We start from the raw sequence: 25,789 nt of genomic DNA, 5'->3' as shown, positions 1-25,789 counted from the left end.
TCGCCATGACCCACCACACTGAGCCTGATGATGCCCTCGCTTCGCTCGGTCATTGCGCGTGCCTCCCGCCGCTGAAGGCGCCGACCGGCGGCCGGTGGATGGGCGACTGCCGGACGTCCGCGACGATGTCGCCGTCGACCAGCCGGATCAGGCGCTTGGCGCGGTCGCCCACCTCGGGCTCGTGGGTGATCAGCACGATCGTCCGGCCGGCGGCGCTGAGCTGGTCGAAGACGTTCAGGACGTCCTCGGTCGAGCGGGTGTCCAGGTTTCCGGTGGGCTCGTCGGCGAGCAGCAGCGCCGGCTCGGTGACCAGCGCGCGGGCCACCGCCACACGCTGCTGCTGGCCGCCGGAGAGCTGGTTCGGCTCGTGCTTGGCGCGCTCCGCGAGCCCGACGATGTCCAGCGCGGCCATGGCGCGCCGGCGGCGTTCCTTGGGCTTCACCCCGGCGTACGCGAGGGGAAGCTCCACGTTGGCGACTGCCGACGTACGGGGAATGAGGTTGAACGCTTGGAAGATGAACCCGATGAGGCGGTTGCGGGCGAGCGCCAGCTGCCGGTCGCCCAGCCGGCTGACGTCGACGCCGTCCAGCAGATAGGTGCCGGAGCTGGGGATGTCGAGCGCGCCGAGGATGTTCATCAGGGTCGACTTGCCGGAGCCGGAGGAGCCCATGATAGCCACGTAGTCGCCGCGCTCGACGGTCAGGTTGACGCCGCGCAGCGCGTGCACGGTCGCCTCGCCCTGCCCGTAGATCTTCTTCAGGTCGCGGACGTCCAGGACCGGGCGGGTCATCGTCCGCCTCCGCCGAAGGTGCCGCCGCCACCGCCGAGGTTGCCACCGCCGCCGGCCGGGAAGCCGCCCTGGCCGCCGCCCGGGAAGCCGCCGCCGCCCGCGTTGCCGGAGCCGGAGGTCGTGGTGGAGGTGGTCTTGAGCTCGACCTGCTCCCCCGCCGTGAGCCCGGAGGTGATCTGGGTGGCGGAGTCGCCCTCCAAGCCGATCTCGACCGAGCGCACCTCCGACGTGCCGTTGCTGACCACGGTGACCGTGTGCCGGTTGCCGACCGTGGTGACCGCCGCCGAGTTGACGTAGACCGCGTTCTCGACGCTGCCGGTGGTGACCGCGACCGAGACGGTCTGGCCCGCCTTCGCGCCGGTGGGCACCTTGTCGAGGGTCAGCGTCACGCCGTACGTCACCACGTTGTTGGAGGTCGTCGCCGACGGGTCGATCGAGGCGACCTTCGCCGTCGCGGTGGTGTTGTTCAGCGCGTTCCAGGTGACCTGGGCCGCCTGCTTCTCCTTGAGCTTGGTCGCGTCGGCCTCGGCGAAGGACGCGGCGACCTGAAGCTTCGTCAGGTCGGCGATCTCGATGAAGCCCGAGGAGGACGAGGAGGACGAGCTCGACGAGGACGAGGAGGAGCCGCCGCCCGAGGGAGCGCCTCCGCCGGACGAGCCGGACGAGGACCCGGACGACGACGATCCGGTGCCGGAGGAGCTGCTGCCGAGCGTGCCGTTGACCGCGGTGACCGTGCCGGACATGGGCGCGGTGAGCGTCGTGCCGTCCACCGCGGCCTCCGCCTCGTCCACGGCGAGGTTCGCCTGCTGCACCTCGTTCTCGGCCGACGAGGTGTCGGAGCCGGCGTCCTCGGCCCGGTCGAGCGCGTCCCGCGCGGCGTCCAGGTCGGCGTTCGCGGCGTCCAGCGAGCGCTGCGCCTCGGCCGGGTCGACCTTCGCGAGCACCTGGCCCTTGGTGACCTTGTCGCCGACCTTCACGCTGATCGCGGTGACCGTGCCGCCGGTGACGAAGCTGGCGCTCGCGGTGCTGGCGCTCTCGAGCGTGCCGTCCGCGGTGACGGTCTTGGTGACGGTGCCCTGCTGCACGGCCATCGTGCGGGTCGACGCGGCGGCCGCCGGGGTGGAGTCCGATCCGGAGAGGGTCTGGTACGCCCAGAAGCCCCCGGCTATGAGGGCGACGCCGAGGACGGTGTTGACCGCCACGGCCGGGCGTCGCAGGTTAAGGCGCGCTGGCATGCCGGACACTGTGGCGAAGCGGCCTCGGAGGAGCTTGCGAGCAACCTCGGAGCCAGCTCGGAAAGATCACTCGCCGTCACCTGACGTGGGCAGCAACACGCGGAAGGTCGCGCCGCCCGCGCTCGGTGACTCCAGCTCGACCCACCCTCCGTGACCGTGCACGATCGCCGCCACGATCGACAGCCCGAGCCCCGAGCCGCCGCCCTTGCCCCGCGTGCGGCTGCTGTCGGCCCGGTAGAGCCGCTCGAACACCCGCGGCGCGTGCACGGCCGGCACGCCCGGACCGTCGTCGGTCACCTCCAGCACCGCGAGCGGCGTGGCCTCGTGCACGATCTCGCCGGAGAGCACGCTGCCGGCGGCCGGCGGCCGGGCCGGCACCTTCCCCACCCGGACCGTGACGCGGGCCCGCGGGGGCGTGTGCTGCAAGGCGTTGGCGACGAGGTTGGTCGCCACCTGCCGCAGGCCGTGCTCGTCGCCGAGGACGGTCGCCGGCTCGAACGTGTCGTCGTCGTCCTCCAGACCGGCCAGCAGCACCGGCCGGTCCGGCACCCGGGCGTGCGCGTCGCGGATCGTGTCGGCGGCGATCTCGAGCAGGTCGACGGGCTTGCGGGTGGGCGGGCGCCGCTGGTCGAGCCGGGCCAGCAGCAGCATGTCCTCGACGAGCACGCCCATCCGGCCGGCCTCCGACTCGATCCGGCTCATCATCTCGCCGAGATCGGGAGCGGACCGGGCACCGCCGCGCCGGTACAGCTCGGCGAAGCCGCGGATCGAGGTCAACGGGGTGCGCAGCTCGTGCGAGGCGTCCGCGACGAACTGCCGCAGCCGCCGCTCGGAGGCGGTGCGCGCGCCGACCTCGGCCTCGATGCGGCTCAGCATCGAGTTGAGCGCGAGGCCGAGGCGGCCGGGCTCGGTGTGCGCGTCGGTGTCGGCGACCCGGCCGGAGAGGTTGCCGGCCGAGATGTCGGTGGCCAGCCGCTCCATGTCGGTGAGCGGGCGCAGGCCGAGCCGCACCACGAAGGCCGCGCCCAGCCCGAGCAGCGCCAGCAGCAGCAGGCTCACCCCGGTGTCGATGAGCACCAGCGTCTCGGTGGTCTGCTGCACCTCCGAGAGCGACAGCCCCATGACGGCCACTCCGCCGGTCGTCGGGTTGGCCACCGCGATGAGGCGCCAGTCGGTGCTGCCGTCACGAGCGGCGACGGTGTACGGGGTGCCGGCACCGGCCCGCGACGCGACCTCGGTGAACGCCTCGACGGCCGGCCGGTTCGCGTCGGCCGTGGAGCTGAGCGTGGTGTCCAGGGCGCCGTCCCCGCCGTACACGTAGACGACCTGATCGGGGCCGAGCCGCAGCACCCGGTTGCGCGGGAAGAAGCCGGCGTCCGGTCGCGGCGCGGCCGAGTAGGGCCGGGTCATCCCGCGCAGCTGGTCGTCGATGCGCTCGCGCAGGTACGACCGGATCAGCAGCACCCCGGCGATGTTGGCGAGCACCAGGGCGACCGCGGCGAGCGCGCCGACCACGAGGACCAGCCGCGAGCGCAGCGTCCAGTGGCCCCACCGCCGCGGCCGCAGCCTCACTCCCATGCGACCACCCCACCCACCGCCCTTGAACGGACTAAAGACCTTCTTCGCCTCGGGGCAATCTCAAGGCGTAACCCACGCCCCGGACCGTGTGGATCAGCGGCGGGTCGGTCCTGTCGATCTTGCGGCGCAGGTAGTAGACGTACGACTCGACGATGCGGCCGTCGCCGCCGAAGTCGTACTTCCAGACGCGGTCGAGGATCTGCGCCTTGCTCACCACCCGGCCCGCGTTGATCAGCAGGTACTTGAGCAGGTTGAACTCGGTGGGCGACAGGTCGACGAGCCGGCCTGCCCGGCGCACCTCGTGCGCGTCCTCGTCCATCTCGAGGTCGGCGTAGCGCAGCACCCCGGTCTCGGCCGGCTCCTCCAGCTCGGGCCGGCTGCGGCGCAGGATGGCCCGGATGCGCAGCACGACCTCCTGGAGGCTGAACGGCTTGGTGACATAGTCGTCGGCGCCGGCGGTGAGGCCGGAGATGCGGTCCTCGACGGCGTCGCGCGCGGTCAGGAACAGCACCGGCACCCGGGAGCCGGTCGCGCGCAGCCGCTTGGCGACGTCGAAGCCGTCCAGGTCGGGCAGCATCACGTCGAGGACCACCAGATCGGGTTCGTACTCCTCGATCGCGACGAGCGCGGCGTGACCGGACTCGGCCACCCGCACGTCGAACTCGACCAGGCGGAGCGTCGCGCTGAGCAGCGCGGAGATGTTCGGCTCGTCGTCGACGACGAGCACCCGGGTGGCACGGGCCGGGGGCTCGCCGACGGCGATCGAGGAGCGGGATTCAGTCAGCACCTGGAAGGGATATCAACGCTGTCTAGGAATTCCCTATGAATGAGCGAGGAGCCCGCTGAGCCCGTCCCGATCACCACGAACGGACCACCTGGTCGCCCTCCGACAGGCCGGAGCTGATCTCGGTGTACTGGTCGCCGACCAGCCCGATGGTCACCTTCTCCTGGGTGCCGCCCTTGAGCACGGTGCCGGAGGAGCCGGAGACGTCGTGCACGGCCGTGCTGGGCACCCGCAGCACCTGGGTCTTGGAGCCGGTGGTCACCCGCACCGAGGCGCTCTGGCCCACCAACAGGTCCTCGGGCGAGGTGTCGAAGGCGAGGACCACGCCGTAGCGGACCATGGTGCCGTCGCTGGTGCCGACCGGGTCGACCTGCACGACGGTGGCCTTGAACTCCTTGCCGGGCCGGTCGGCGAGCGTGACGACGGCCTTCTGCTTGACGGCGAGCCGGTCGGCGTCGGCCTCCGGGAAGTCGGCGTCGATCTGCATGTCGTACACGTCGGCCAGGGTGATGAAGGTGGAGCCGGAGCCGACCTGGCTGCCCACCTTGCCGCTGACGCTGATGACGCGGCCGGCGATCGGGGCGGTGATGGTGGCGCCCTCCAGGGCGTCCTCGGCGTTCTCCAGCGTGGTGGTCGCCTGGGTGACCCGCTGCTGGGCGCTGAGGATGGGGTCGGATCCGCTGCCCTGGCCGCCCTGCTGGCCACCGCTCTGCTGCCCACCGCCCGAGGTGCCGCAGGTCGTGCCGCCCGTGGGTGCGCCGCCGCCGGCCGAGGCGCCGCCGCCGGTCGGGACGCCGCCGCCCGGCCGGCCGGGCGAGGTGGTCTTGGCCGGCGCCGGTGCGGTGGTCTTCGCCGGAGCAGTGGAGCGGGTCGCGGTCGGCTTCGGGCTCGCCGTGCGCGTCGCCGTGGGGGTCGGCGTCGCCGTCGGCGCGGGAGAGGTGGTGGTCGCGGTGGGCGCCGGGGTCGCGGTGCCGGTGACGTACGCGGCGGCGACGTTCGACCCGCACGCCGGGCTCGTCGTGGCCGAGCTGGTCGCCGACGCGTTCGCCCGGGCCTCGGTCAGCGCGTCCTCGGCGTCGTCGAGCGCCTCCTGGGCGTCGCTCACCGCCTCGGCCGCGTCGGTGTCGTCGACCTTGGCGAGCACCTGGCCCGCGGTCACCGTGGTGCCGGCGCGGACCGAGACGCTCTCGACCGTGCCCGACACCGCGAACGAAAGACTGCGCGTCTGTGCCGGCTGCACCGTCCCGGTGGTCGCGACCTCGGTGGTCACCTCGCCGCGGTCGACCGCGACTGTGGCGGCCGCCTTCGGCGTCTCCTTGGCGTCCGCGGTCATGGCGCGGACGACTCCGTACACGATCAGCGCGAGCACGACGGCTGCCGCGGCGACCACAATCCAGCGCCGTCGACCGGCCAGTGCTTCACCCATGGTGCCCGAGTGTGGCGGCCGGTCCTCGCCGGACGCTCGGTCCCACCTCGGAGTTGCCTCGGAAGTGGCGCACAGCGAAATGACAGGTCCTCCGAGGCAACTCCGAGCTGGGATCGACGTGGCGGCGAGGTGGGCACGCTTTGGTGGTCGCGACCTGTGGCCGAGGAAATGAGGGATCGTGCCGAGATTCGGTTCGAAGGCGACCCGCCGCGCGGCGGCGCTGTTCGTGGCATCGGCGGCGGTGGCGCTCACCGCGGCGTGCGGCGGCGGGGACTCCGGGGACTCCGCTTCGGCGAACGGCGAGAACGCGCCGGGCGGCAACACCGCCTTCACGGCGTACATCGAATGCATGTCGAAGAACGGCGTGACCATCACGATGCCGTCGGGCGGCCCGCGCAACGGCGCCTCGGGTTTCCCGCGCCCGTCGGGCAGTGCGTTCCCGCGGCCGGACGGCAGCGCCTTCCCCCGTCCCTCCGGCAGCGCCGGGGCGGGCAACGGCGGCTTCCGCGGTGGCGGCATGGTCGACCAGAAGCCCGAGGGCGTCGACGACGCGACGTGGCAGAAGGCCCAGGAGGCCTGCGCCTCGGTGCGCCCGACCGGCGGGCCGGGCGGCAACGGCCAAGGCCGCGGCGGCAACGGCCAGGACGCCGCCTACCAGAACTGCCTGAAGGACAACGGTGTGACCGACACGGCGAACCTCGACACGAGCAACGCCACGGTCAAGAAGGCGATGGAGACCTGCAAGGTGCTCGCCCCGACGGCGACACCGACCGCCTGATCCGCTAGATCCCCGCGCCGGCGCCGCCGTAACCCCCGTGACGGCGGCGCCGGTGCGGCCCGTACGCCGTGCTCCCCGTGTGGCGCCTCCCCCGTCGCCGCGCGGGGGGCACGGATCTGTTGCGCAGCACCCATCGTTGTTGTTCCGCCGGGTCGGCCGGCGAGCCGCGTGCGGTGCGCCGGTAGAGGGCCGCGCCGATCACCGCCGCGGCCGCCCGGAGCACGGCGACGGCCGCCCGCCTCAATGCCGCTCCTGCATGTTGAGCCTCGTCCAGCGGTCGGCCATCTGCCGGCGGCGGCAGGCCACCAGATGACTGGCGAGGATCGCCGGCTGCCCGCCTCGCACGCACGCGTCGGCGCCCGCGGTCAGCACGGCGGCGACCAGCTCGGCCGGCGCCTCCTCGTCGACCAGGGCGACGATCGTGGTGCGCGACGGCAGCACGCGGCGGGCCACCGCCACCTCGCGGACGGTCGCCGCGGCGAAGAGCACGAGCTCGTCGGGCCCCAGGTCGTCGATGTCGGCCGGGCGGCGGGTGGACCAGCCGGCGGGCAGGTGCTCGGCGAGCCCGGCGACGCGCCCGGCGGGCCCGAAGACCGCCACCACCGGCAGCGGACCGCGGGTCGCGGGCAGACTCGCCGGGTTGATCGGCAGGTCGGTCGCGGTGGCGGAGAAGTCACGGTGTCCGCTCTGGCGGTTCAGCTGAACGAGCATGGGGCTCATCCCCTTCGGGAGGTGGTTCGTCGGGCACCTCTCACGATTCGCCCGCCGGCTGAGCCGTCCATGTGGCGTGCCTGTGCGTTTGTTGTCAGCTTGGTCGACGAAGATCGATGTCAAGTGGAATCGCGTGCCACAACCTTCACGATGCTCGTCACCGGCAGCGCCGGGCCGGTGCGGCCGCTCACGGCGGCCACGACGGTCGCGGCCAGGTGACCGGCGACCGCGCCCTGGTCGGTGGTCACGGTGGTCAGCGCGGGCTCGGCCAGGCGAGCCGACGGGATGTCGTCGACCCCGATCACCGCGAGGTCGGCGGGCGAGGTCAGGCCCCGCTTGCGGACGCCGGCGAGCACGGCCAGGGCCACCTCGTCGTTGTACGCGCACACGGCGGTGACCCCGGTCGCGTGCCATCGCCGGACGGCCTCGGCGGCCTTTGCCACGTCGAGGGTGACCGTCGCGGCGGCGGGCACCGGCAGGCCCCGGGCGGTCGCCGCGGCACGGACCCCGGCCAGGCGCGGCTCGGCGAAGAACCGCACCCGCTGGTCGTCGGGGTAGGCGTAGCCGAGGCGGGTGTGCCCGGCGGCGATCAGATGCTCGGCCTGGCGGCGCCCGACCAGCTCCTGCGGCACGGCGGCCGCGCGGCCCTGCGAGCGGCTGCGGGCCAGCGCCACGATCGGCGCGACCCCGGCGGAGCGCATCGCCACCAGCTCGGCCTCGGAGAAGTCGGCGAACGCGATCACGGCGGCGGGGGTGATCGCCTTCCACAGCTCGGCCATCGGGCGATCGTTGTGGTTGCCGGGGTGCACCACGAAGGTGAGCCCGTGGCGGGCGAGGGCGGTCGAGAGGTTGCCGAGCAGCGAGCCCACCTCGGGGCCGATCGGCCAGTCGGGCAGCAGGCAGAGCACCACGTCGGAGCGGCCGGTGCGCAGGGTGCGGGCGGCCGCGGAGGGCGCGTAGCCGAGCTGGGCGGCGGCGTCGAGCACCCGGCCGCGGGTCGTCGCGGAGATGGTCTGTCGGGGCGTGTCGTTGAGGACGTAGCTGACCGTGGCGCGCGAGACGCCGGCCAGGCGCGCGACATCGGCGCTGGTCACTCGGCGCGTCGCCGCATCGGCCATGACTTTCCCTTCCCCTCGGCGCTGACAATCTAACTTACACGTGTAACCATGTGCGCATGACGTCCGACTTCGCTGACCTCGTCTCGTCGCTCGACCTGCCGGCCAAGGTTCGCCTGCTGACCGGCGCCTCCGCCTTCACGCTCGCCCCGGAGCCGGCCATCGGGCTCGGCGAGATGCGCTTCTCCGACGGTCCCACCGGCGTGCGAGGGCTGAAGTTCACCGGCGGCCGGGTGGTGGCGCTGTTCCCCAACGCGACGCTGCTCGCCTCCGCCTGGGACGAGGACGCGGCGCACGAGGTGGGGCGGCTGCTCGCCGAGGAGGCCATGGCCCAGCAGATCCACGTGGTGCTCGGGCCCACCATCAACCTGCACCGCAGCCCGCTCGGCGGCCGGCTCTTCGAGGCGTACTCGGAGGATCCGCTGCTCACCGGCCGGCTCGCGGCGGCCTACGTGCGAGGCATGCAGGAAGCCGGGGTGGCCGCCTGCCTCAAGCACCTGGTCGCCAACGAGTCGGAGACCGAGCGCAACACGATGAACAGCGTCGTCGACGAGGCCACCCTGCGCGAGCTGTACCTGCTGCCGTTCGAGATCGCCGTCGAGGAGGCCGGCGCCTGGTCGATCATGGCGGCCTACAACAACGTGAACGGGCAGGCGGCGACCGAGCAGCGGCACGTCAACAACGACATCGTGAAGGGCGAGTGGGGTTACGACGGCCTGATCATGTCGGACTGGTTCGCCACGAAGACGGCGGCGCCGGCGGCCAACGGCGGCCTCGACCTGGTCATGCCCGGCCCGGACGGCCCGTGGGGCGCCGCGCTGGTCGACGCGGTCAAGGCCGGCGAGGTCGACGAGTCGGTGATCGACGACCACCTGGCGCGGCTGCTGCTGCTCGCGTCGCGGGTGGGCGCGCTCGGCACGCCCCGCGAGTGGCCCGCGCAGCTGCCGGCACCCTCCTCCCACGTGCGCAAGGAGCAGCTCACCCGGCTCGCGGCGGCGGGCATGACGGTGCTGAAGAACGCCGGGGACACGCTGCCGCTCGACCGGCAGCAGACCGTGGCGCTGATCGGGCGGCACGCGGTCGAGACGATCGACATGGGCGGCGGCTCGGCCCAGGTGAACCCGCCCTACCAGGTCAGCGCCCTGGAAGGACTCAGCGCGCTGCTCGGCGACAAGGTCAGCGTCGTCGACGGGGTGGACGTGCGCACCCGGCCGGTGCCGGCCCGCGGCGGCTTCCTGACCGCGCCGTCCAACGGGCAGGCGGGCATCGACGTCACCATCTACGACGCCGAGGGCAACGAGCTGGAGCGGCGGTTCTGCGGCCTCGCCAAGACGATGATCGGGATGGACGACGACTTCGCGGGCCGCCCCGCGTCGGCCCGCCTGGCCGGCATCGTCGAGGCGTCCGGGCAGGTGGAGCTGGGCGTGCTCGGCGTCGGAGCCTGGTCGACGTCGGCCTCACCGGACTTCACCCTCGCGGCCTCCGGCAACGGCTTCGGCGAAGAGGTGCTCACGCCGCCGTACCGGACGTTCGTGGTCGACTCGCCCGGCTCGCTGCTGTTCGAGGCGACGGTCTCGTTCGAGGAGATGGGCCTCTACGGGCTGGTGGGCACCATGGCCTCCCGCGAGACGGTGGACGTCATCGACGACGCGGTACGGGCGGCAGCGGCGGCCGACGTCGCGGTGGTGGTGGCCGGGCTCACCGAGGAACAGGAGACCGAGTCGGTCGACAAGTCCACACTGCGGCTCCCCGGCGCCCAGGACGCCCTGATCGAGGCGGTCGCGGGCGCGGCACGGCGCACGGTCGTGGTCGTCAACGCGGCCACCCCCGTGCTGATGCCGTGGCTGCCCCGCGTCGACGCGGTCCTGTGGGCCGGCCTGCCCGGCCAGGAAGGCGGCCACGCGGTGGCCGCGGCCCTGCTCGGCGACATCGAGCCGGCGGGCCGGCTGGTCACGACGTTCCCGTCGGCGGACGAGGCGGCGCCGGCCTGGTCGGTCACCCCGGTCGACGGGGACCTGCGCTACGACGAGGGCACGTACATCGGCTACCGAGGACACTTCGCGGGCAAGGCGCCGTCGCCGGCCTTCTGGCTCGGGCACGGCCTGGGCTACACGACGTGGGAATACTCGGACGTGCGGCTGGTGCTGGGCGACGCCCCGTCCATCACGGCCACGGTGACGAACACGGGCAGGCGGCGCAGCCGCGAGGTGGTGCAGGTGTACCTGCGCCCGGTGGAGCGGGACCAGCCGGTGCGGCTGGTGGGCTGGAAGGCGGTCACGGTGGAGCCGGGCGAGTCGGCGCGGGTGACGGTCCACACGGACCGGCGGATGTGGCGCACGTGGAACGCGGAGAAGGGCGAGTGGGGCCGCTTGGCGGACGGGGGCGAGTTCCTGGTGGCGCGCGGGCTGGGAGACATCCGCGCCACGGTCTCCTGACGACTGGTTTGCGCGCCTGACTCAGGAGCTCGGAGGTTGTTCGAGGTCGAGCAGATAGCCGGACGTCCAACAGTCATTGCCGTAGCGGAGACTGTCGAAGCTCATGACTGGGACCTCGACGCGGTGCGTCCGAGAAGGTGATCCCGGTCCGCCTGTCTCGCGATCCAGGCGGACGATCCGGCGGACGAGCCAGCGCCGCTCGGCCCGATCCGCCGGCTCGTCCGCGGATCCATACAGGTCTGTCTGGTACGCCTCGGCGACGCTGAGCTCGCCGCGAACACGAACCCAGGAGCCCGGCTCCGGCAGGGGCGCCGGCGGATCCGAGCCGCGCTCCCGGACGCTGTTCGTAGCCCTCAAGCGCGGCCGCCCACCTCGGCAGTGAGCCCGTCGCTGGCCACCACATGGTCGGGAACCAGCACGTCACGCCACAGCACGCCCACCTACCGATCATCGCTGCTCACACGCGGGAACGACACCAATCGCGCGAGCCCGCGTCTCAGCCCCGTACGCCCAGCAGGGGTAACCACACGTCGTCGACGATCTCGATGATCGCCTCGTCGGGCACGGGACGCAGCGTCATCAGCATGTCGTGGCGCAGCAGGTCGAAGGGCACGTTCACCACGCGGGCCGAGCGGGGCACGTCGGGCAGCTCGCCGCGGGCGACGGCGCGGCGGATGATCACGTCGAAGCCGGTGGGTGTGCCGGGCGGCCGCAGCCTGTCGCGCAGCTCGCTGTAGCTGGAGCCGGTGCTGCGGAAGTAGTCGGCGAGCTGGACGCTGACCAGGGAGATCAGCCGGCCGCGCTCGGCCACGGCGTTGCGCAGGAAGCCGAGCGCGTCGCCGCGCAGGCTGCCGGTGTCGGGCACCTCGACGGGCCGTTCGACCCAGTGGCGCTGGAGGGTCGCGAGCAGCAGCTCGTCGCGGTGGGGCCAGCGGCGATAGAGGACGGGACGACTCGTGCCGGCGCGGGCGGCGATGGCCTCGTACGTGAAACCGGCGTAACCCTGCTCGGTCAGCACGTCCCACGCCGCCTCGAGGATCGCCTCCTCGAGCTCCGCCCCGCGCCGCCGTGCTTTAAGACTCACTTGCGTATCTTACCGCGGCTGCCTACCGTGGAGGCGTTAGATACAGTCGCGTACCTTAAGGCGGCACTCATGGCCTCCGCACCCCTCGACCGGACCACCCTGCGCACCGCGATCGCCGTGCTCGTGGGCGGCATCACGGTCATCCTCGACTCCACGATCGTCAGCGTCGCCCTGCACGAGCTCTCCGCCGACCTGCACGCCGACGTCGCCACCATCCAGTGGGTCAGCACCGCCTACCTGCTCGCGCTCGGCGTCGTGATCCCGGTCGTCGGCTGGCTGCAGAGCCGGCTCGGCGCGAAGAACCTGTGGATCGCCGCGCTCGCGGTCTTCCTGCTCGGCTCGGTGCTCTGCTCGTTCGCCTGGGACGCGCCGAGCCTCATCGCGTTCCGCGTGGTGCAGGGCCTCGGCGGCGGCGCCCTGGTGCCGCTGATGACCACGATCATCATGCAGGCGGCGAAGGGCTCCGACCGCGCCCGGCTGATGTCGGTGGTCGCCCTCCCGGCCGCGCTCGGGCCCATCCTCGGCCCGGTGATCGGCGGTCTCCTCCTCGGCGCCGGCAGCTGGCGCTGGCTGTTCCTGGTCAACGTGCCGCTCTGCCTGGCCGGGCTGATCCTGGCGTGGCGCCTGATCCCCGCCTCCGCCGCCGGCCGCCGCGTGCCGCTGGACGCCGCCGGTTTCCTGCTGCTCTCCCCCGCCCTGGTCGCCCTGTTGTGGGGCCTGTCGAACGCCGCCGGCTCGTTCCTGCGCGCCGACGTGATCGTCCCGCTCGTGGCCGGGGCGGCCCTGCTCGCCGCCTTCGTGCTGCGGGCGCTGCGCCTCGGCGGGGACGCGCTGGTCGACCTGGCAGTGCTGCGCTCCCGCCCCACCTGGGCCGCGTCCGCGCTGCTCTTCCTCTCCGGCGCCGCCCTGTACGGCGCGATGTTCCTGCTGCCGCTCTACTGGCAGCAGGTGCGCGGCACGGACGCCCTCGAGGCCGGCCTGCTGCTCATCCCGCAGGGCGTGGGCTCGCTGCTCTCCCGCGCGGTCGCCGCCCGCCTGCTCGACCGCGTCGGCGCCCGCGGCGTCATCATCACCGGCTTCGCGCTGGTCGGCGCGGCCACGGTCCCGTTCGCGCTCGCCGGCGCCCACACGACCGTCTGGCCGTTGCTGGCTTTCCTGCTCGTACGGGGACTCGGCCTCGGCATCGTCGTGATCCCGCTGATGACCGTGGCGTTCGCCGGCCTCCCGCACGACCAGGTGCCGCACGCCAGCATCGTCACCCGCATCGCCCAGCAGGTCGGCGGCTCGGCGGGCGTGGCCCTGCTCGCCGTCATCCTCGCCTCGTCGGCGCACGCCTTCCACGTCGCGTTCTGGTGGACCGTGGCCTTCACCGTGGTGGCGGTGGCGCTGTCGTTCGCGGTGCCGGCGCGCGAGCCCTCCCCCGAGCCCGCCGCCGACCCCGAGCCGGCGCCCGCCGCCGACCCCGCCTCGGCGTCCGCCTGACCGGCCGTCAGCCGGCGAAGATCATCGCTCCGGGCACCGGCTCGTCGACGCCGATCACGGTCTGCGCGGTGATGGCGAAGCCGGCGTCCCGCAGCAGGGCCGCCATCCGCTCCGGCCGCCGGCGGTGCACGTGGATCCGCATCGGATGACCGCCGTACCCCTCGGTCTTCCACCGCGACCCGTCACCCACGTGGAACCCGGCCAGCAGCACCCCGCCGGGCCGCAGCACCCGCCGGAAGTGACCGAGAACGGCCGGCAGCACGTCGTCCGGGATGTGGATCAGCGACCAGAACGCCACCAGCCCGCCCACCGACCCGTCGGCGAGGCGCAGGTCGGTCATCGACCCCACCTCGAACCGCGCACCGGGATGCTCGCGCCGGGCGATCTCCACCATCGCGGGCGCGAGGTCGATGCCGAACGCGTCTACGCCGAGCCCTCGCAGATGCCCGGTCACGTGCCCCGGCCCGCATCCGACGTCGGCCACCGGCCCGTCCACCATCTCGGCGAACGTCGCCAGCGCCGCCCGCAGGAACGGTGCCCCCGCGAGCGCGTCGCGCGTGAGCTCGAAGTAGCTCTCGGCCACCGTGTCGTACGAGGCCCGCGCGTCCGCCAGCCAGCCGTCCACTGTCATCCGTCAGTCCTCACCGGAGAAGCGCTCCCACGCCGACTGCTTGGTGATCCCCAACGCGCCGCCGATCGCCGTCCAGGTCACGCCCCGGCCCCGCAGCCGCCGCGCGATGCGCCCCACGGCCTGGTCGACCTGCTGCTTGAGCGAGGCGACCCGGACCATCGTGGCCATCAGCTCCTCGTCCGACTGCTCGTCCCACCCCCGGATGCCCTCCGGCCGCTTGCCGGCCAGCACGTCGTTGCAGAGCCGCACGCACTCGTCACAGATCGACGGTCCGGGCCCCGCGATGAGCTGCCCGACCTCGTCCTGTCGCTTGCCGCAGAACGAGCACAGCATCTCGGTCACAGCGGTCATGACTCCTCCTCCGTCGTCAGGCTCGCCCTGACGACGTCAGGCTATCCCTGACGTCCACGGGAAGCAACATGGCACCGACCGCCTCCACCAGCGCGGCCGTCCGCTCGCCGAGCCCGGCCCGCACGCCCCACAGGGCGAGCGCGCCGAGAAAGCCCACCAGGTCACGCCGCACGCCGAGCAGCAGAGACGGCAGGACGGCGCGCGGAATGTCGACGTGATCGCCGCTCCCCCTGTTCTGCCAGATCCGCAGATCGTCGCCGATCGCCTCGACGGTCGGCTCCGGGTCGTGCCCGAGCCACACCGCGCGGCCCGCCGCGAGGTCCGCCCACTCGTGCCAGCTCTCCAACCCCGCGCAGCAGCCCGGCACCACGACGCTGCCCGTGGCGGTGTCCGCCACCCGCAGGCCGCCGTTGACGAGCAGCATCTCCTCGGCCACGAGCGCGTCCGCGATCCGCGCCGGCCCGTCCTGCGGCGATACGTCGAAGCGAGACGCCAGTACGGCGAGGAACAGCCCGATCTGCCCGTCGGTGCACGCCGCGTCCAGGGCCACCCAGGACCACGGGTCGGCGCGCGCCGCCCACGGCACCGCCGGCCCGTCCCACGGTTCCACTTCGAACACAGCCTTGGCGATGATCACCGTCGTATTGAACAGCCCTCGGCGGCGATCCGGCACCGGGCGGAACGACCGCGCTCGCGCTCCATCATGTGACTGCCGACAATGGCCCGCATGAGCGATCTCCAGCAAGCCCTGGTCGAGGCCGCCGGCTGGGGCACCGCCGCCCGGGTCGCGGAGCTGCTGCGGGCCGGCGCCGACCCGAACAGCCCCGACCCCGAGGGCACCACACCCCTGTACCGCGCGAGCGTGCAGGGCAGGCCGGACACCATCCGCGCCCTGACCGCCGCCGGCGCCGACCCCGCCACCGAGAGCGGCACGGGCGAGGAGGGCCTGCCGTTGTGTGCCGCCGCCTGCTGGGGCCACACCGCCGCCGTCGAGGCCCTGCTGGCCGCCGGCGCCGACCCTCACCAGCGCGAGGACGGCGGCCGTGGCCACACCGCGCTGGAATGGGCCGACGCCGGCGGCCACCACGAAACCCTCGCCCTGCTGCGCGCCGCCCGATCGCCGCGGCGAGGGTGAGCACAGGACAGTCGCCATCAAAGGGTCGCAGTGCGCGGCGGGCCGGAGTGGCCGCTGATCTTGTTGTGGTGGATGGCACCTCCGGGATAGGAAGACCGGGCCTTAGCCGGTGGTTTCGCGGGGTACAAAGAACGCGGGCGACTAAGGAGTCACATCATGGGCGAGATCGTGCTCATCCGGCACGGGCAGACCGAGTGGAGTGCGAACGGCAGGCACACGTCGTACACCGATCTCGAACTGACCGAGGAGGGCGAGCGGCAGGCGCGTGCGGCCGGTGAGCGCCTCAAGGGGCGTACGTTCGCCGCGGTGATCTCGAGTCCGCGCAAGCGGGCGCTGCGGACCGCCGAGCTGGCCGGGCTCACGGTGACCGAGACGACCGAGGACCTGGCCGAGTGGAACTACGGCAAGTACGAGGGCATCACCACGCCGCAGATCCACGAGACCGACCCGGGCTGGTGGCTGTTCACCGACGGCGCGCCGGACGGTGAGTCGCCGGAGCAGATCGCCGAGCGGATCGACCGGGTGCTGGCGCACGCGCGCACCTTCCTCGACCAGGGTGACGTGGCGCTGCTCGGGCACGGGCACGCGCTGCGCGTGGTGGGCGCGCGCTGGGTGGAGCAGCCGGCGGAGTTCGGTGGGCGCCTCAAGCTCGGCACGGCGACGCTGTCCACCCTCTCGTTCGAGCACGGCAGGCCCGCGATCGACGCGTGGAACGCCTGAAGATCTCGTCTCTCGTTTGCCGCAGTGTAGTTTTCGGCCGCCATATTGACGGCTGTGCAACGACGTGATCTCCTGCGCGCGGCCGCCGCCGCGCCCGCCGTGTCCCTCATCGCCGCCGCCCCGGCCCAGGCCGGGTCCCCGGCGGCGAAGGGCGGGAAGTTCGACGAGGACAGCCCCCGGTTCGCCCTCGCGGTCCTGCCCGACACCCAGTACCTGTTCGACGCCGACAGCGCCGACCCCGCGCCGCTGCGCGAGACGTTCTCCTACCTGCTGGAGCAGCGCGCCGAGGACAACATCGCCTTCCTGACGCACCTGGGCGACGTCACCGAGCACGGCACCGAGGCCGAGATCAAGCTCGCCGGCGAGACCTTCCGCAAGATCGACGGGCGGTTGCCGTACAGCGTTCTCGCCGGCAACCACGACGTCAACGGCTCGACGAACGACCAGCGCGGCAGCACGGCGTACCTCTCCACCTTCGGGCCCGCGCGCTTCCGGGGCCGGCCGACCTTCCTCGGCGCCTCGGCCGACGGCTACAACAGCGCGCACCTGATCGAGGCCGGCGGCCGCCAGTGGCTGATTCTCGCCCTCGACTGGCGCATCTCCGACGGCGGCCTCACCTGGGCCAACGGCATTCTCAAGGCGCATTCGCGTACGCCCGCGATCGTCACCACGCACGACCTCGCCTACGCCGACGACGCCGGCACCGCCTACCTCTCCGGCAACGGGCAGCGGCTCTGGGACAAGCTCATCAAGGGCAACGACCAGATCTTCCTGACCCTGAACGGGCACTACTGGCCGCCCGGCCGCACCGTCCTGAGGAACGACGCCGGGCACGACGTGCACGTGCACATCACGAACTACCAGGACCGCTACTACGGCGGCGCCGCGATGATCCGGCTCTACCACTTCGACCTGGTGCGCAACCGGATCGACGTGGAGACCTTCTCGCCGTGGTTCCTGTCGCGCTCGCCGCGCACGCCGCTGGAGGCCGAGACCATCGAGCTGACCGGCGACGTCGACCGGTTCAGCCTCGACATCGACTTCGACGAGCGCTTCGCCGGCTTCGCGCCGCCCGCCCTTCCCGCGCCGCGCCCGGCCGCCCAGGTGGTGGACCGGCACACCGCCGCCTACTGGCGGTTCGACACCGCCGGCCAGTCGGTGGCCGACGGCGCGGTGGTGCGGGACCTGAGCGGCAAGGGCAACCACTTGACCGTACGCAGGCTCGCCAACGGCAACGTGTCCCTCTCGGACGAGCACCACATCGGCGCGCCCGCGCACGCCAGCCTCTACTTCGACGGCGGCAAGAACCCCAACCGCGGCGCGATCCTGCACACCGGCGACAACGCGCCGCTGAACAGCGCGAAGTTCCTCGACGGCTACACGATCGAGGCGTTCATCAAGCTGCCCGAGCCGTTCGTCGGCGACCACAGCTGGATGGGCATCCTCAGCTGGGAGGGCCGCGCCGTCGACGCCGGCAAGAAGAGCGGCTATGACGAGCTCGAGCCCACGTGCAGCCTGAACCTGTCGGGCGAGCGGTTCCTGCAGTACGTGCTCTACACCGAGGACGGCGACCACAACCCCACGTCGTGGAGCCACGCCCTGCCCACCGGCGTCTGGCAGCACGTCGCCATCGTCAACGACGGCCGCCGCTCGATCATCTACGTGAACGGCTCGAAGATCGCCCGCAACCCCACCCAGCCGGCACACGGCATCGCCACCCTGGGCCGCCCGTTCGTGATCGGCGCGACCTCGTACAACCTGAAGTACGAGCAGGGCTTCTACGGCTGGATCGGCGACGTCCGCATCACCGGCCGGCCGCTCAAGCCGGCCCAGTTCCTTCCCGGCGGCCACTTCATCTGAGGCAGCTCCGCCTCAGGATCGCTCTCGCCCGCCACCGCCGGCAGTCACATGACGGACGGCGGGGGCGGCGCGGGTGGGCACGCTCGGGGCATGGCTGCTTTTGATCCTGGTACGCACACCGTCGTTCCCGCGCGCAGGTTCGCGGACCTGCGGGTCGGTGAGGTGTTCAATGCGCCGAGCCGAACCGTGACCGACGCGCACGCCGCCGCGTTCCAGACGGTTTCCGCGGACAACCATCCGATTCACTACGACCAGGTGTACGCGCGGGCGCACGGCCACGCGGCGCCGGTGGTGCACGGGCTTCAGGTGCTGGCGTTCACGGCGCCGGGGGCAACCCTGTTCCCGCAGTACATCGGGGACGTGTTCGTGGCGTTCGCGGGGCTGTCGGCCGAGTTCCACCGGGAGGTGCACGCCGGGGACACGCTCTACCCGAGCCTGACGATCATCGGGTTGGAGCCGGGCGACGGCACGGGTGTGGTGACCGCCCGGGCTGCCGTGCACAACCAGCGCGGCGAGCTGGTGCTGTCGGGCGAGCACCGGTACGTGCTCAAGCTCTGACGGGAGGCGGCCCCGCGCCTGGGCGCGGGGCTCATCCCGTACGGCTCAGAGAAGGTCTTTGAAGTCGACCGTCAGGGCGAACGGGTCGGCGACGGTGGCCGGCTCGCGGTGGTCAAGCTCGCGGGCCAGCTCGGACGCGGCGCGGGTGATGCGGGCGGCGAGCGTGCCGTCGGCCGAGTCGGCGCCCCAGTCGTCGCTGGCGGCGAAGACGGCGGTCGGGACGACCACGGCGTGCAGGTAGGCGAACATCGGGCGCAGGGCGTGCTCGAGGGCCAGCGAGTGGCGGGCCGTGCCGGCGGTCGCGGCGATCACGACGGGCTTGTCGGTCAGGGCGTCCTTGTCGAGGACGTCGAAGAACGACTTGAACAGGCCGCTGTAGCTGGCGGTGAAGATCGGCGTGACGGCGATCAGGGCGTCGGCACCGGCGACCGCGTCGAGCGCGTCCTTGAGGTCCGCCGGCGGGAAGCCGGTGAGCAGGTGGTTCGCGATGTCGTGGGCGAGGTCGCGCAGCTCGACGACGCGGACGGTGAGCTCGATGCCGCTGCCCGCGGCGGCGGTGACGGCCGCCGCGGAAAGCTGGTCGGCGAGCAGGCGGGTCGACGACGGCTGGCTCAGGCCGGCCGAGACGACGACCAGGGTGCGCTGCTTCATGCGGTGGCCTCTTCCTTCTGCTCGTCGGCCTGCTTGGCGGCCAGCAGCGACGCGTGGGTGGGTGCGTCCGGCACGTGGGCCGGCTTGAGGGCGGCGAACTCCTTGCGCAGCACCGGCACGACCTCGGAGCCGAGGATGTCGAGCTGCTCGAGCACCGTCTTGAGCGGCAGGCCGGCGTGGTCCATGAGGAACAGCTGGCGCTGGTAGTCGCCGACGTAGTCGCGGAAGCCGAGCGTGCGGTCGATGACCTGCTGCGGGCTGCCGACGGTCAGCGGGGTCTCGCGGGTGAAGTCCTCCAGCGACGGGCCGTGGCCGTAGACGGGGGCGTTGTCGAAGTACGGGCGGAACTCCTTGACCGCGTCCTGGCTGTTCTTGCGCATGAACACCTGGCCGCCGAGGCCGACGATCGCCTGGTCGGGGTCGCCGTGGCCGTAGTGGGCGAAGCGCTCGCGGTAGAGGCCGACCATGCGCTGGGTGTGCTCCTTGGGCCAGAAGATGTGGTTGGCGAAGAAGCCGTCACCGTAGTACGCGGCCTGCTCGGCGATCTCGGGGCTGCGGATCGAGCCGTGCCACACGAACGGCGGGACGCCGTCGAGCGGGCGCGGCGTGCTGGTGAAGCTCTGCAGCGGCGTCCGGAACTTGCCCTGCCAGTTGACCACGTGCTCGCGCCACAGCTGGTGCAGCAGCGCGTAGTTCTCGATCGCGAGGGGGATGCCGGCGCGGATGTCCTTGCCGAACCAGGGGTAGACCGGCCCGGTGTTGCCGCGGCCCATCATGAGGTCGACCCGCCCGCCGGCGAGGTGCTGGAGCATCGCGAAGTCCTCGGCGATCTTGACCGGGTCGTTGGTCGTGATCAGCGTGGTCGCGGTCGACAGCTGAAGCGTGCTGGTCTGCGCGGCGATGTACGCCAGCGTGGTGGTCGGCGAGGAGGAGAAGAACGGCTCGTTGTGGTGCTCACCGAGCGCGAAGACGTCGAGACCGACCTCCTCCGCGTGCTTGGCGATCGTGACGATGTTCTGGATCCGCTCGGCCTCGGTCGGGGTCACGCCCGTCGTCGGGTCCGTCGTGATGTCGCTGACGCTGAAGATTCCGAACTGCATGACGTGCTCCCTCTCCGGGCCGGGGCTCGTGCGCCCCGTTCACTGACACCCTCAACCTCTTTGCTGCCTCAACTATTTCAAAATCAAAGAACCTGCGCTGCGGCGGGGGTCACAGTTCGATCCGGTTACGGTGGCGGCATGAAACCCGACGTACTCGTGATCGGCGCCGGCGTCGTCGGCCTGACCACCGCCCTCCGCCTCGCCGAGCAAGGACTGCGGGTGCGGATCCGGGCGGACACCGTCCAGCGGGACACCACCTCGGCGGCGGCCGGCGCGATCTGGGGAGCGGAGCTGGCCGAGCATCCGGACGTGCGGCGCTGGACCGCGACGGGCTTCGCGATCCAGTCGCGTCTCGCCGAGGACCCGGCGACAGGGGTTCGCGTGACGCCGGGCGTGGAAGCCTCGCGGACGCCCGTGGCCGTTCCGGACTGGGCGACGGCGACGGTCGGCGCGGCCGAGCTGCCGCCCGGATTCGTGACCGGCTGGCGGTACGAGGCGCCGGTCACCGACATGCCGGTGCATCTGGCGTGGCTGGCCGGGCAGTTCGCGGGCGAGGTGATCCCCGGGCGCGTCGAGCGGCTGGCGGACGCCTTCGCGGAGGCGCCGATCGTCGTCAACTGCACCGGGCTGGGCGCGCGGGAGCTGGGGCCCGACCCCTCGATGCGGGCGTGCCGGGGGCAGCTGGTGGCGGTCCGCAACCCGGGACTGGACACGTTCTTCCTGGAGTACACCGACTTCGTCGAGGAGATGACCTATCTGATCCCGCAGGGCCCGGTGCTGCTGCTCGGCGGGTGCGCGTTTTTCGACGACGAGCGGCTCGACCCGGACCCGGCCGTCGCGGCCCGCATCGTCGAGCGCTGCGCCGCCGTGCACCCGGCGGTCGCGGACGCCGAGGTGATCGAGCATCGGGTCGGGCTGAGGCCGATGCGGCCGACGGTGCGCCTGGAGCACGAGGACCTCGGCGACGGCCGGCACCTGATCCACAACTACGGTCACGGCGGCGCCGGCGTCAGCACCTCGTGGGGCTGCGCCGGCGACGTCGCGGAGATCGTCTCGGGGTTGCTCAGCGGCCCTGCAAGGCCCTGACGTTGTCGGCGAAGGTCCAGCCCTTCGAGCCGTCCCAGTTGATGGACCAGGTCATCAGGCCCTTGATGCCGGGGACGCTGTTGTAGGCCTGGGCGACCAGCGACGGGGTCATGTAGCCGCCGCCCGCGCCGGGCTGGGCGGGGAGACCGGGCACCTGCTTGTCGTACGGGATGCGGATGGTGGTGCCCTGGATGGTGAGGCCGTTGTTGAGGCACTGGGTCTGCACGGTGAAGCCCTGCACGGTGCCGGCGGCGTACGAGTCGCCGGAGCAGCCGTACATGGAACCGTTGTAGTACTGCATGTTGAGCCACCACAGGCGGCCGTTGTCCAAGTACTTCTTGATGATCGGCAGGTACGAGCCCCAGATCGACCCGTAGGTGACGCTGCCGCCGGTGACGTAGGCGGTCTCGGGGGCCATGGTGAGGCCGAAGTTGGACGGCATCTGGGCGAGCACGCCGTCGATGATGCGGATCAGGTTGGCCTGCGAGGTCGACAGGGTGTTGATGGCGCCGCTGCCGGTGAGGCCGGTCTCGATGTCGATGTCGATGCCGTCGAAGTTGTACTGCTTGAGGATCGGCACGATGGTGGTGACGAAGCGGTCGGCGACGGCGCTGGAGCTCAGGTCGATGCCGGCCGCGGCGCCGCCGATCGACATGAGGACGGTGGCGCCGGCGGCCTTCGCGGCGCAGATCTCGGCGGCGGTCGGCACCCTCACGCCGGCGTCCATGCCGTTCTCCCACAGCACCGTGCCGTCCGAGCGGATCACCGGGAAGGCGGCCATCAGCACGTTGTACCCGTGCTGCGTGATGCGGCCGTCGTTGATCGGGACCCAGCCCATCCCAGGGTGCACGCCGTTGGCGGCGCCGTCCCAGTTCTCCCAGTACCCCTGGAGCACCTTGCCGGCCGGGCGGCCCCGGACAGCACAGCCCACGGGCGGCGTCGTGGTCGGCGGCGTCGTCGTGGGCGGTGTCGTCGTGGGCGGCGTCGTGGTGGGCGGCGTCGTGGTGGGCGGGGTGGTCGTCGGCGGCGTTGTCGTGGGTGGAGTGGTGGTGGGCGGGGTGGCCGGGCCGCCCGTGCACGCGCCGAGGTCACGCCACAGGGTCGGGGTCGCGGCCGGGTTCCAGCCGGTGCCCGCATAGGCGGTGTGGGTGACGAGCGCCTGATAAAGATGGGCCTGGTACGTGACCTGCTGCCCCACCGTGTACGTCGGCCCCTCGCTCCACGTCACCGACGAGCACGCGACGGCCGCCGCGCCCGGCGGGGCGACCAGCAGAGCGGAGCCGGCCGCCACCGCCGCCCCGGTGACCAGCGCTAACACAAGACGACGGACACCCATGGCGACTCCCTCGATGCGTGCGTGACGTGCGACACCCACATCATGGAGTTCACCTTCGTAAATATCAAGGGTTCTTAACAGTGAGCGGCAGGCCGAGGTAGGAGGCGTAGACCGCGAGAGCGTCGTCGGCCGCCCGGCGATCTTTGTCAGTGAAGGGCCTCAATGGATTGACCGTGACCGTCACACCCTTGGCGGTGATGCTTCGTTTCCAGGTCGCCATGACACGGCCGTCGCGGACGAGAGTGGACTGAAAGACGCCGTTCCCACCCGGAATGATCGCCGCGAGCTGCTCCGATGTGGCCATGAGAGAGCGGTCCTTGTAGCCCAGCAGGTATTCGTCGAAGCCCGGCAGCGCCATCCAGCCGGACATATCCGGCGCGGAGCGGGTGGGAGCGGGCGAGGCCGGCGCGGAGGGGGTCGGCGCGCCCGGGTCCGGGGCGACGATCATCTCCACCCCGTCGACGTCCACCGTCTGAAGGCCCGCCCCGGCGATGCCGAGCTTGCAGTCGGCCATGGTCAAGCCCGTCCAGCCGGCGAAGTCCTTGCGGGTGGCCGGGCCGTGGCTGCGGAAGTAGCGCAGCGCGATGAGGGCCAGCGCCTCCTCGCGCGACGGGCGGCGGGGTTTCGGCACCCACTCGTCGAGCAGCACGAAGCTCTGCTCCTTGCCGATGTGCGGGCCGATCACCGTCACGCCGCGCTGCGAGGCGTACCAAAGAAGGTGATAGCCCCGCTGACCACCGGTCTCGACGCCCTGGGCCGCCAGCGTCGCCAGGCACTCGGCCCGGGTGAGCCGGCCGCCGCCGGCCAGCGCCGAGCCGAGGATGTCGACCGCGCGATCGGCGTCGGCCTCGGACAGGCCCAGTGACTCGCGCCTTTTCGCCGCGCCGGCGAGGGAGCGGCTGCCCATCAGCTCGAGCATCCAGTGGGCGTCCTCGGGCGGCACGAAATGCACCGTGCCGCGCATCGGCCACGTGCGCACGGCCTCGCGCCGCTCGACGGCCGCCTCGACATCGGCGAGCGAGAAGCCCGGCAATCGCACCCCGAACGACCACAGCCCGCTGTTGACGTCTTGCGCCTGCATCGCGCCGAACCACTGCACCACCTCGGCGACCGAGCTCGCCGAGGGAAACAGCGCCGCCATGCGAAGGCCTAGGGCAGTCGTCCCATCCATGACGACGACCCTAGGCCCGGGGTATGACAAAAAGCGTCAGCGGCCGCGGCCCGCGCGGTACAGCTTGATCAGGTTGTTCGTCGACGAGTCGTCGTCGGCGGCCGGCGCGGACGAGGCGGTCAGCTTCGGGGCGAGCTGGTTGGCCATGACCTTGCCGAGCTCGACGCCCCACTGGTCGAACGAGTTGATCTGCCAGATGGTGCCCTGGGTGAAGGTGATGTGCTCGTACAGGGCGATCAGCTGCCCCAGCACCGCCGGCGTGAGCTTCGGCGCCACGATCGTCGTCGTCGGGTGGTTGCCCTGCATCACCCGGTGCGGCGCGATCCGCTCGGACGTGCCCTCGGCCAGCACCTGGTCGAGCGTGCGCCCGAAGGCCAGCGCACCGGTCTGGGCGAAGAAGTTGGACATGAAGAGATCGTGCATCTCGCCGATGTCGTGGTTGGGCCGGCTGAAGCCGATGAAGTCGGCCGGGATCAGCTTGGTGCCCTGGTGGATCAGCTGGTAGAACGCGTGCTGCCCGTTCGTGCCGGGCTCGCCCCAGAAGACCTCGCCGGTCTGGAAGGTCGCCGGGCTGCCGTCCAGGCGCACCGACTTGCCGTTGCTCTCCATCGTCAACTGCTGCAGGTAGGCGGCGAAGCGGTGCAGATATTGCGAGTACGGCAGGATCGCGTGCGACTGGGCGCCGAGGAACGTGTCGTACCAGACGTTGAGCAGGCCGAGCAGCGCCGGCACGTTGCTCTCCAGCGGCTGGGTGCGGAAGTGCTCGTCGACGGCGTGGTAGCCGCCCAGCATGTCGGCGAACTGCTCCTTGCCGATCGCGATCATGACGGAGAGGCCGACCGCCGAGGGCAGCGAGTAGCGGCCGCCCACCCAGTCCCAGAAGCCGAACATGTTGGCGGTGTCGATGCCGAAGTCGGAGACGCGCTGGGCGTTCGTGCTGACCGCCACGAAGTGCTTGGCGACCGCCGAGTTGTCGCCACCCAGCCCCTTGAGCAGCCAGTTGCGCGCCTCGGTCGCGTTGGTGAGCGTCTCCTGCGTACCGAAGGTCTTGGAGACGACGACGAACAGGGTGGTCGCCGGGTCGAGGTCGTGCGTCTTCTCGTACAGATCGGTGGGGTCGATGTTGGAGATGAACCGGCACTCGATCTCGGGCGTCTTGTACGCCTTCAGCGCCTCGTACGCCATGACGGGCCCCAGGTCGGAGCCGCCGATGCCGATGTTCACCACCGTCTTGATGCGCCGGCCGGTGTGCCCGGTCCACTCCCCCGACCGCACCTTGTCGCTGAACGCGCCCATGCGGTCGAGCACCTCGTGCACCTCGGCCACCACGTCCTGGCCGTCGACCACCAGGGAGGCCGTACGCGGAAGCCGCAGCGCCGTGTGCAGCACGGCGCGGTCCTCGGTGACGTTGATGTGCTCGCCGGCGAACATCGCCGCGATGCGCTCGCGCAGCTTCGCCTTCTCGGCGAGCGCGAACAGCGACGAAAGCACCTCGTCGGTGACCAGGTTCTTGCTGTAGTCGACGGTCAGGTCGGCCACCGTCGCGGTGAAGCGCTCGCCGCGCCTCGAGTCGCTGCCGAACAGGTCGCGCAGGTGCACCGCCGAGAACTTCTCCGCGTGGCCCTGCAGCGCCTGCCACTCGGCGCTGTCGGAAACGTGTTCGCTCATTGACCTTGTCTCTCGCTCGAAACCCGGACTCTCGCTCTCATCCTGGCACGAACTGACGCCGTACACCGGCGAGGAAGTGGAGATCACTACCTCATAGACCGCGC

At 71.9% G+C, this 25,789-nt stretch carries 24 protein-coding genes; 8 read left to right on the top strand and 16 right to left on the bottom strand.

What is annotated here, in order from left to right:
* Positions 1–49 precede the first annotated feature (49 nt).
* From Ade02nite_RS26170 to Ade02nite_RS26150, 5 genes are all read right to left on the bottom strand, one after another.
* On the bottom strand, positions 50–790 hold the full coding sequence (locus Ade02nite_RS26170) for an ABC transporter ATP-binding protein (protein WP_203769253.1): 741 nt from the start codon (positions 788–790) through the stop codon (positions 50–52).
* A complete protein-coding gene (locus tag Ade02nite_RS26165) occupies positions 787–2,025 on the bottom strand; it encodes an efflux RND transporter periplasmic adaptor subunit (protein ID WP_203769251.1) in 1,239 nt (412 codons plus the stop codon). Before Ade02nite_RS26165 ends, Ade02nite_RS26170 begins: the two co-directional genes overlap by 4 nt.
* Positions 2,026–2,091: 66 nt before the next feature.
* A complete protein-coding gene (locus Ade02nite_RS26160; RefSeq protein WP_203769243.1) occupies positions 2,092–3,603 on the bottom strand; it encodes a sensor histidine kinase in 1,512 nt (503 codons plus the stop codon).
* Positions 3,604–3,634: 31 nt separating this feature from the next.
* Complete coding sequence (locus tag Ade02nite_RS26155; RefSeq protein ID WP_239169059.1) at positions 3,635–4,390, bottom strand: response regulator transcription factor; 756 nt, start codon at positions 4,388–4,390, stop codon at positions 3,635–3,637.
* 70 nt (positions 4,391–4,460) lie between these two features.
* Positions 4,461–5,813, bottom strand: coding sequence for an efflux RND transporter periplasmic adaptor subunit (locus tag Ade02nite_RS26150; protein WP_203769241.1), 1,353 nt, complete (start codon positions 5,811–5,813; stop codon positions 4,461–4,463).
* 178 nt (positions 5,814–5,991) lie between these two features.
* On the opposite strand from Ade02nite_RS26150, the gene Ade02nite_RS26145 reads away from it, so the two are divergent.
* Positions 5,992–6,591, top strand: coding sequence for a hypothetical protein (locus Ade02nite_RS26145; protein ID WP_203769239.1), 600 nt, complete (start codon positions 5,992–5,994; stop codon positions 6,589–6,591).
* A 240-nt stretch (positions 6,592–6,831) separates the two neighbouring features.
* On the opposite strand, the gene Ade02nite_RS26140 is transcribed toward Ade02nite_RS26145, so the two are convergent.
* Together Ade02nite_RS26140 and Ade02nite_RS26135 are read right to left on the bottom strand one after the other, a co-directional pair.
* Positions 6,832–7,302 carry a hypothetical protein gene (locus tag Ade02nite_RS26140; RefSeq protein WP_203769237.1) on the bottom strand — a complete coding sequence of 157 codons (471 nt, stop codon included), beginning with the start codon at positions 7,300–7,302 and terminating at the stop codon, positions 6,832–6,834.
* A 119-nt stretch (positions 7,303–7,421) separates the two neighbouring features.
* Positions 7,422–8,420: a LacI family DNA-binding transcriptional regulator gene (locus tag Ade02nite_RS26135; RefSeq protein ID WP_203769235.1), complete on the bottom strand. Its 999-nt coding sequence runs from the start codon at positions 8,418–8,420 to the stop codon at positions 7,422–7,424.
* Between the two features lie 56 nt (positions 8,421–8,476).
* On the opposite strand from Ade02nite_RS26135, the gene Ade02nite_RS26130 reads away from it, so the two are divergent.
* Positions 8,477–10,852 (top strand): beta-glucosidase family protein, encoded by a 2,376-nt coding sequence (locus Ade02nite_RS26130; RefSeq protein WP_203769233.1) that lies wholly within the window; start codon positions 8,477–8,479, stop codon positions 10,850–10,852.
* 496 nt (positions 10,853–11,348) lie between these two features.
* Here Ade02nite_RS26130 and Ade02nite_RS26125 read toward each other — a convergent pair whose 3' ends face one another.
* The gene (locus tag Ade02nite_RS26125) at positions 11,349–11,936 is read right to left on the bottom strand and encodes a TetR/AcrR family transcriptional regulator (protein WP_203769231.1); all 588 of its coding nucleotides are present in this window, start codon (positions 11,934–11,936) and stop codon (positions 11,349–11,351) included.
* A 69-nt stretch (positions 11,937–12,005) separates the two neighbouring features.
* On the opposite strand from Ade02nite_RS26125, the gene Ade02nite_RS26120 reads away from it, so the two are divergent.
* The gene (locus tag Ade02nite_RS26120) at positions 12,006–13,418 is read left to right on the top strand and encodes an MDR family MFS transporter (RefSeq protein WP_203769229.1); all 1,413 of its coding nucleotides are present in this window, start codon (positions 12,006–12,008) and stop codon (positions 13,416–13,418) included.
* Positions 13,419–13,425: 7 nt separating this feature from the next.
* Here the strand turns inward: Ade02nite_RS26120 and Ade02nite_RS26115 are convergent, their stop codons facing one another.
* Genes Ade02nite_RS26115 through Ade02nite_RS26105 form a run of 3 tightly spaced genes read right to left on the bottom strand, consistent with a single transcriptional unit; the run spans position 13,426 to position 15,037 of the window.
* Positions 13,426–14,049: a class I SAM-dependent DNA methyltransferase gene (locus Ade02nite_RS26115; RefSeq protein ID WP_203769221.1), complete on the bottom strand. Its 624-nt coding sequence runs from the start codon at positions 14,047–14,049 to the stop codon at positions 13,426–13,428.
* A gap of 3 nt (positions 14,050–14,052) precedes the next feature.
* Positions 14,053–14,400 carry a ClpX C4-type zinc finger protein gene (locus Ade02nite_RS50970; protein WP_203769219.1) on the bottom strand — a complete coding sequence of 116 codons (348 nt, stop codon included), beginning with the start codon at positions 14,398–14,400 and terminating at the stop codon, positions 14,053–14,055.
* 16 nt (positions 14,401–14,416) lie between these two features.
* Complete coding sequence (locus tag Ade02nite_RS26105) at positions 14,417–15,037, bottom strand: hypothetical protein (protein WP_239169058.1); 621 nt, start codon at positions 15,035–15,037, stop codon at positions 14,417–14,419.
* Positions 15,038–15,127: 90 nt separating this feature from the next.
* Between Ade02nite_RS26105 and Ade02nite_RS26100 the strand changes: the two genes are divergently transcribed.
* The 4 genes from Ade02nite_RS26100 to Ade02nite_RS26085 all read left to right on the top strand — a co-directional run bounded on the left by Ade02nite_RS26100 (position 15,128) and on the right by Ade02nite_RS26085 (position 18,673).
* Positions 15,128–15,535 (top strand): ankyrin repeat domain-containing protein, encoded by a 408-nt coding sequence (locus Ade02nite_RS26100; RefSeq protein ID WP_203769215.1) that lies wholly within the window; start codon positions 15,128–15,130, stop codon positions 15,533–15,535.
* A gap of 156 nt (positions 15,536–15,691) precedes the next feature.
* Positions 15,692–16,255: a histidine phosphatase family protein gene (locus tag Ade02nite_RS26095; protein WP_203769213.1), complete on the top strand. Its 564-nt coding sequence runs from the start codon at positions 15,692–15,694 to the stop codon at positions 16,253–16,255.
* A gap of 54 nt (positions 16,256–16,309) precedes the next feature.
* On the top strand, positions 16,310–18,115 hold the full coding sequence (locus Ade02nite_RS26090) for a LamG-like jellyroll fold domain-containing protein (RefSeq protein WP_203769211.1): 1,806 nt from the start codon (positions 16,310–16,312) through the stop codon (positions 18,113–18,115).
* Between the two features lie 90 nt (positions 18,116–18,205).
* A complete protein-coding gene (locus Ade02nite_RS26085) occupies positions 18,206–18,673 on the top strand; it encodes a MaoC family dehydratase (protein WP_203769209.1) in 468 nt (155 codons plus the stop codon).
* 45 nt (positions 18,674–18,718) lie between these two features.
* On the opposite strand, the gene Ade02nite_RS26080 is transcribed toward Ade02nite_RS26085, so the two are convergent.
* Positions 18,719–19,324, bottom strand: coding sequence for an FMN reductase (locus Ade02nite_RS26080; RefSeq protein WP_203769207.1), 606 nt, complete (start codon positions 19,322–19,324; stop codon positions 18,719–18,721).
* Positions 19,321–20,424: an LLM class flavin-dependent oxidoreductase gene (locus tag Ade02nite_RS26075; RefSeq protein ID WP_203769205.1), complete on the bottom strand. Its 1,104-nt coding sequence runs from the start codon at positions 20,422–20,424 to the stop codon at positions 19,321–19,323. The genes Ade02nite_RS26080 and Ade02nite_RS26075 overlap by 4 nt, the downstream gene beginning before the upstream one ends.
* Before the next feature lie 138 nt (positions 20,425–20,562).
* On the opposite strand from Ade02nite_RS26075, the gene Ade02nite_RS26070 reads away from it, so the two are divergent.
* A complete protein-coding gene (locus Ade02nite_RS26070) occupies positions 20,563–21,510 on the top strand; it encodes an FAD-dependent oxidoreductase (protein ID WP_203769198.1) in 948 nt (315 codons plus the stop codon).
* On the opposite strand, the gene Ade02nite_RS26065 is transcribed toward Ade02nite_RS26070, so the two are convergent.
* The 3 genes from Ade02nite_RS26065 to pgi form a co-directional block, all read right to left on the bottom strand.
* Positions 21,488–22,846, bottom strand: a complete 1,359-nt coding sequence (locus Ade02nite_RS26065) for a carbohydrate-binding protein (protein WP_203769191.1) — start codon at positions 22,844–22,846, stop codon at positions 21,488–21,490. The genes Ade02nite_RS26070 and Ade02nite_RS26065 overlap by 23 nt on opposite strands.
* Before the next feature lie 64 nt (positions 22,847–22,910).
* Positions 22,911–24,017, bottom strand: coding sequence for a winged helix DNA-binding domain-containing protein (locus Ade02nite_RS26060; protein WP_203769189.1), 1,107 nt, complete (start codon positions 24,015–24,017; stop codon positions 22,911–22,913).
* 36 nt (positions 24,018–24,053) lie between these two features.
* The gene (gene pgi, locus Ade02nite_RS26055; RefSeq protein ID WP_203769187.1) at positions 24,054–25,685 is read right to left on the bottom strand and encodes a glucose-6-phosphate isomerase; all 1,632 of its coding nucleotides are present in this window, start codon (positions 25,683–25,685) and stop codon (positions 24,054–24,056) included.
* Between the last annotated feature and the right edge of the window lie 104 nt (positions 25,686–25,789).

The organism is Paractinoplanes deccanensis (assembly GCF_016862115.1).
GTDB classification, from domain to species: domain Bacteria; phylum Actinomycetota; class Actinomycetes; order Mycobacteriales; family Micromonosporaceae; genus Actinoplanes; species Actinoplanes deccanensis.
This window is presented reverse-complemented; position numbering and strand designations above follow the sequence as displayed.

What these genes read in the sequence shown, in the direction of transcription:
- Ade02nite_RS26120 (WP_203769229.1), top strand. Translation starts at nt 12,006, where the DNA reads ATGGCCTCCGCACCCCTCGACCGGACCACCCTGCGCACCGCGATCGCC.
- Ade02nite_RS26100 (WP_203769215.1), top strand. Translation starts at nt 15,128, where the DNA reads ATGAGCGATCTCCAGCAAGCCCTGGTCGAGGCCGCCGGCTGGGGCACC.
- Ade02nite_RS26065 (WP_203769191.1), bottom strand. Translation starts at nt 22,846, where the DNA reads ATGGGTGTCCGTCGTCTTGTGTTAGCGCTGGTCACCGGGGCGGCGGTG.
- Ade02nite_RS50970 (WP_203769219.1), bottom strand. Translation starts at nt 14,400, where the DNA reads ATGACCGCTGTGACCGAGATGCTGTGCTCGTTCTGCGGCAAGCGACAG.
- Ade02nite_RS26060 (WP_203769189.1), bottom strand. Translation starts at nt 24,017, where the DNA reads ATGGATGGGACGACTGCCCTAGGCCTTCGCATGGCGGCGCTGTTTCCC.
- Ade02nite_RS26165 (WP_203769251.1), bottom strand. Translation starts at nt 2,025, where the DNA reads ATGCCAGCGCGCCTTAACCTGCGACGCCCGGCCGTGGCGGTCAACACC.
- Ade02nite_RS26115 (WP_203769221.1), bottom strand. Translation starts at nt 14,049, where the DNA reads ATGACAGTGGACGGCTGGCTGGCGGACGCGCGGGCCTCGTACGACACG.
- Ade02nite_RS26160 (WP_203769243.1), bottom strand. Translation starts at nt 3,603, where the DNA reads ATGGGAGTGAGGCTGCGGCCGCGGCGGTGGGGCCACTGGACGCTGCGC.
- pgi (WP_203769187.1), bottom strand. Translation starts at nt 25,685, where the DNA reads ATGAGCGAACACGTTTCCGACAGCGCCGAGTGGCAGGCGCTGCAGGGC.
- Ade02nite_RS26140 (WP_203769237.1), bottom strand. Translation starts at nt 7,302, where the DNA reads ATGCTCGTTCAGCTGAACCGCCAGAGCGGACACCGTGACTTCTCCGCC.
- Ade02nite_RS26095 (WP_203769213.1), top strand. Translation starts at nt 15,692, where the DNA reads ATGGGCGAGATCGTGCTCATCCGGCACGGGCAGACCGAGTGGAGTGCG.
- Ade02nite_RS26070 (WP_203769198.1), top strand. Translation starts at nt 20,563, where the DNA reads ATGAAACCCGACGTACTCGTGATCGGCGCCGGCGTCGTCGGCCTGACC.
- Ade02nite_RS26080 (WP_203769207.1), bottom strand. Translation starts at nt 19,324, where the DNA reads ATGAAGCAGCGCACCCTGGTCGTCGTCTCGGCCGGCCTGAGCCAGCCG.
- Ade02nite_RS26085 (WP_203769209.1), top strand. Translation starts at nt 18,206, where the DNA reads ATGGCTGCTTTTGATCCTGGTACGCACACCGTCGTTCCCGCGCGCAGG.
- Ade02nite_RS26130 (WP_203769233.1), top strand. Translation starts at nt 8,477, where the DNA reads ATGACGTCCGACTTCGCTGACCTCGTCTCGTCGCTCGACCTGCCGGCC.
- Ade02nite_RS26170 (WP_203769253.1), bottom strand. Translation starts at nt 790, where the DNA reads ATGACCCGCCCGGTCCTGGACGTCCGCGACCTGAAGAAGATCTACGGG.
- Ade02nite_RS26075 (WP_203769205.1), bottom strand. Translation starts at nt 20,424, where the DNA reads ATGCAGTTCGGAATCTTCAGCGTCAGCGACATCACGACGGACCCGACG.
- Ade02nite_RS26135 (WP_203769235.1), bottom strand. Translation starts at nt 8,420, where the DNA reads ATGGCCGATGCGGCGACGCGCCGAGTGACCAGCGCCGATGTCGCGCGC.
- Ade02nite_RS26150 (WP_203769241.1), bottom strand. Translation starts at nt 5,813, where the DNA reads ATGGGTGAAGCACTGGCCGGTCGACGGCGCTGGATTGTGGTCGCCGCG.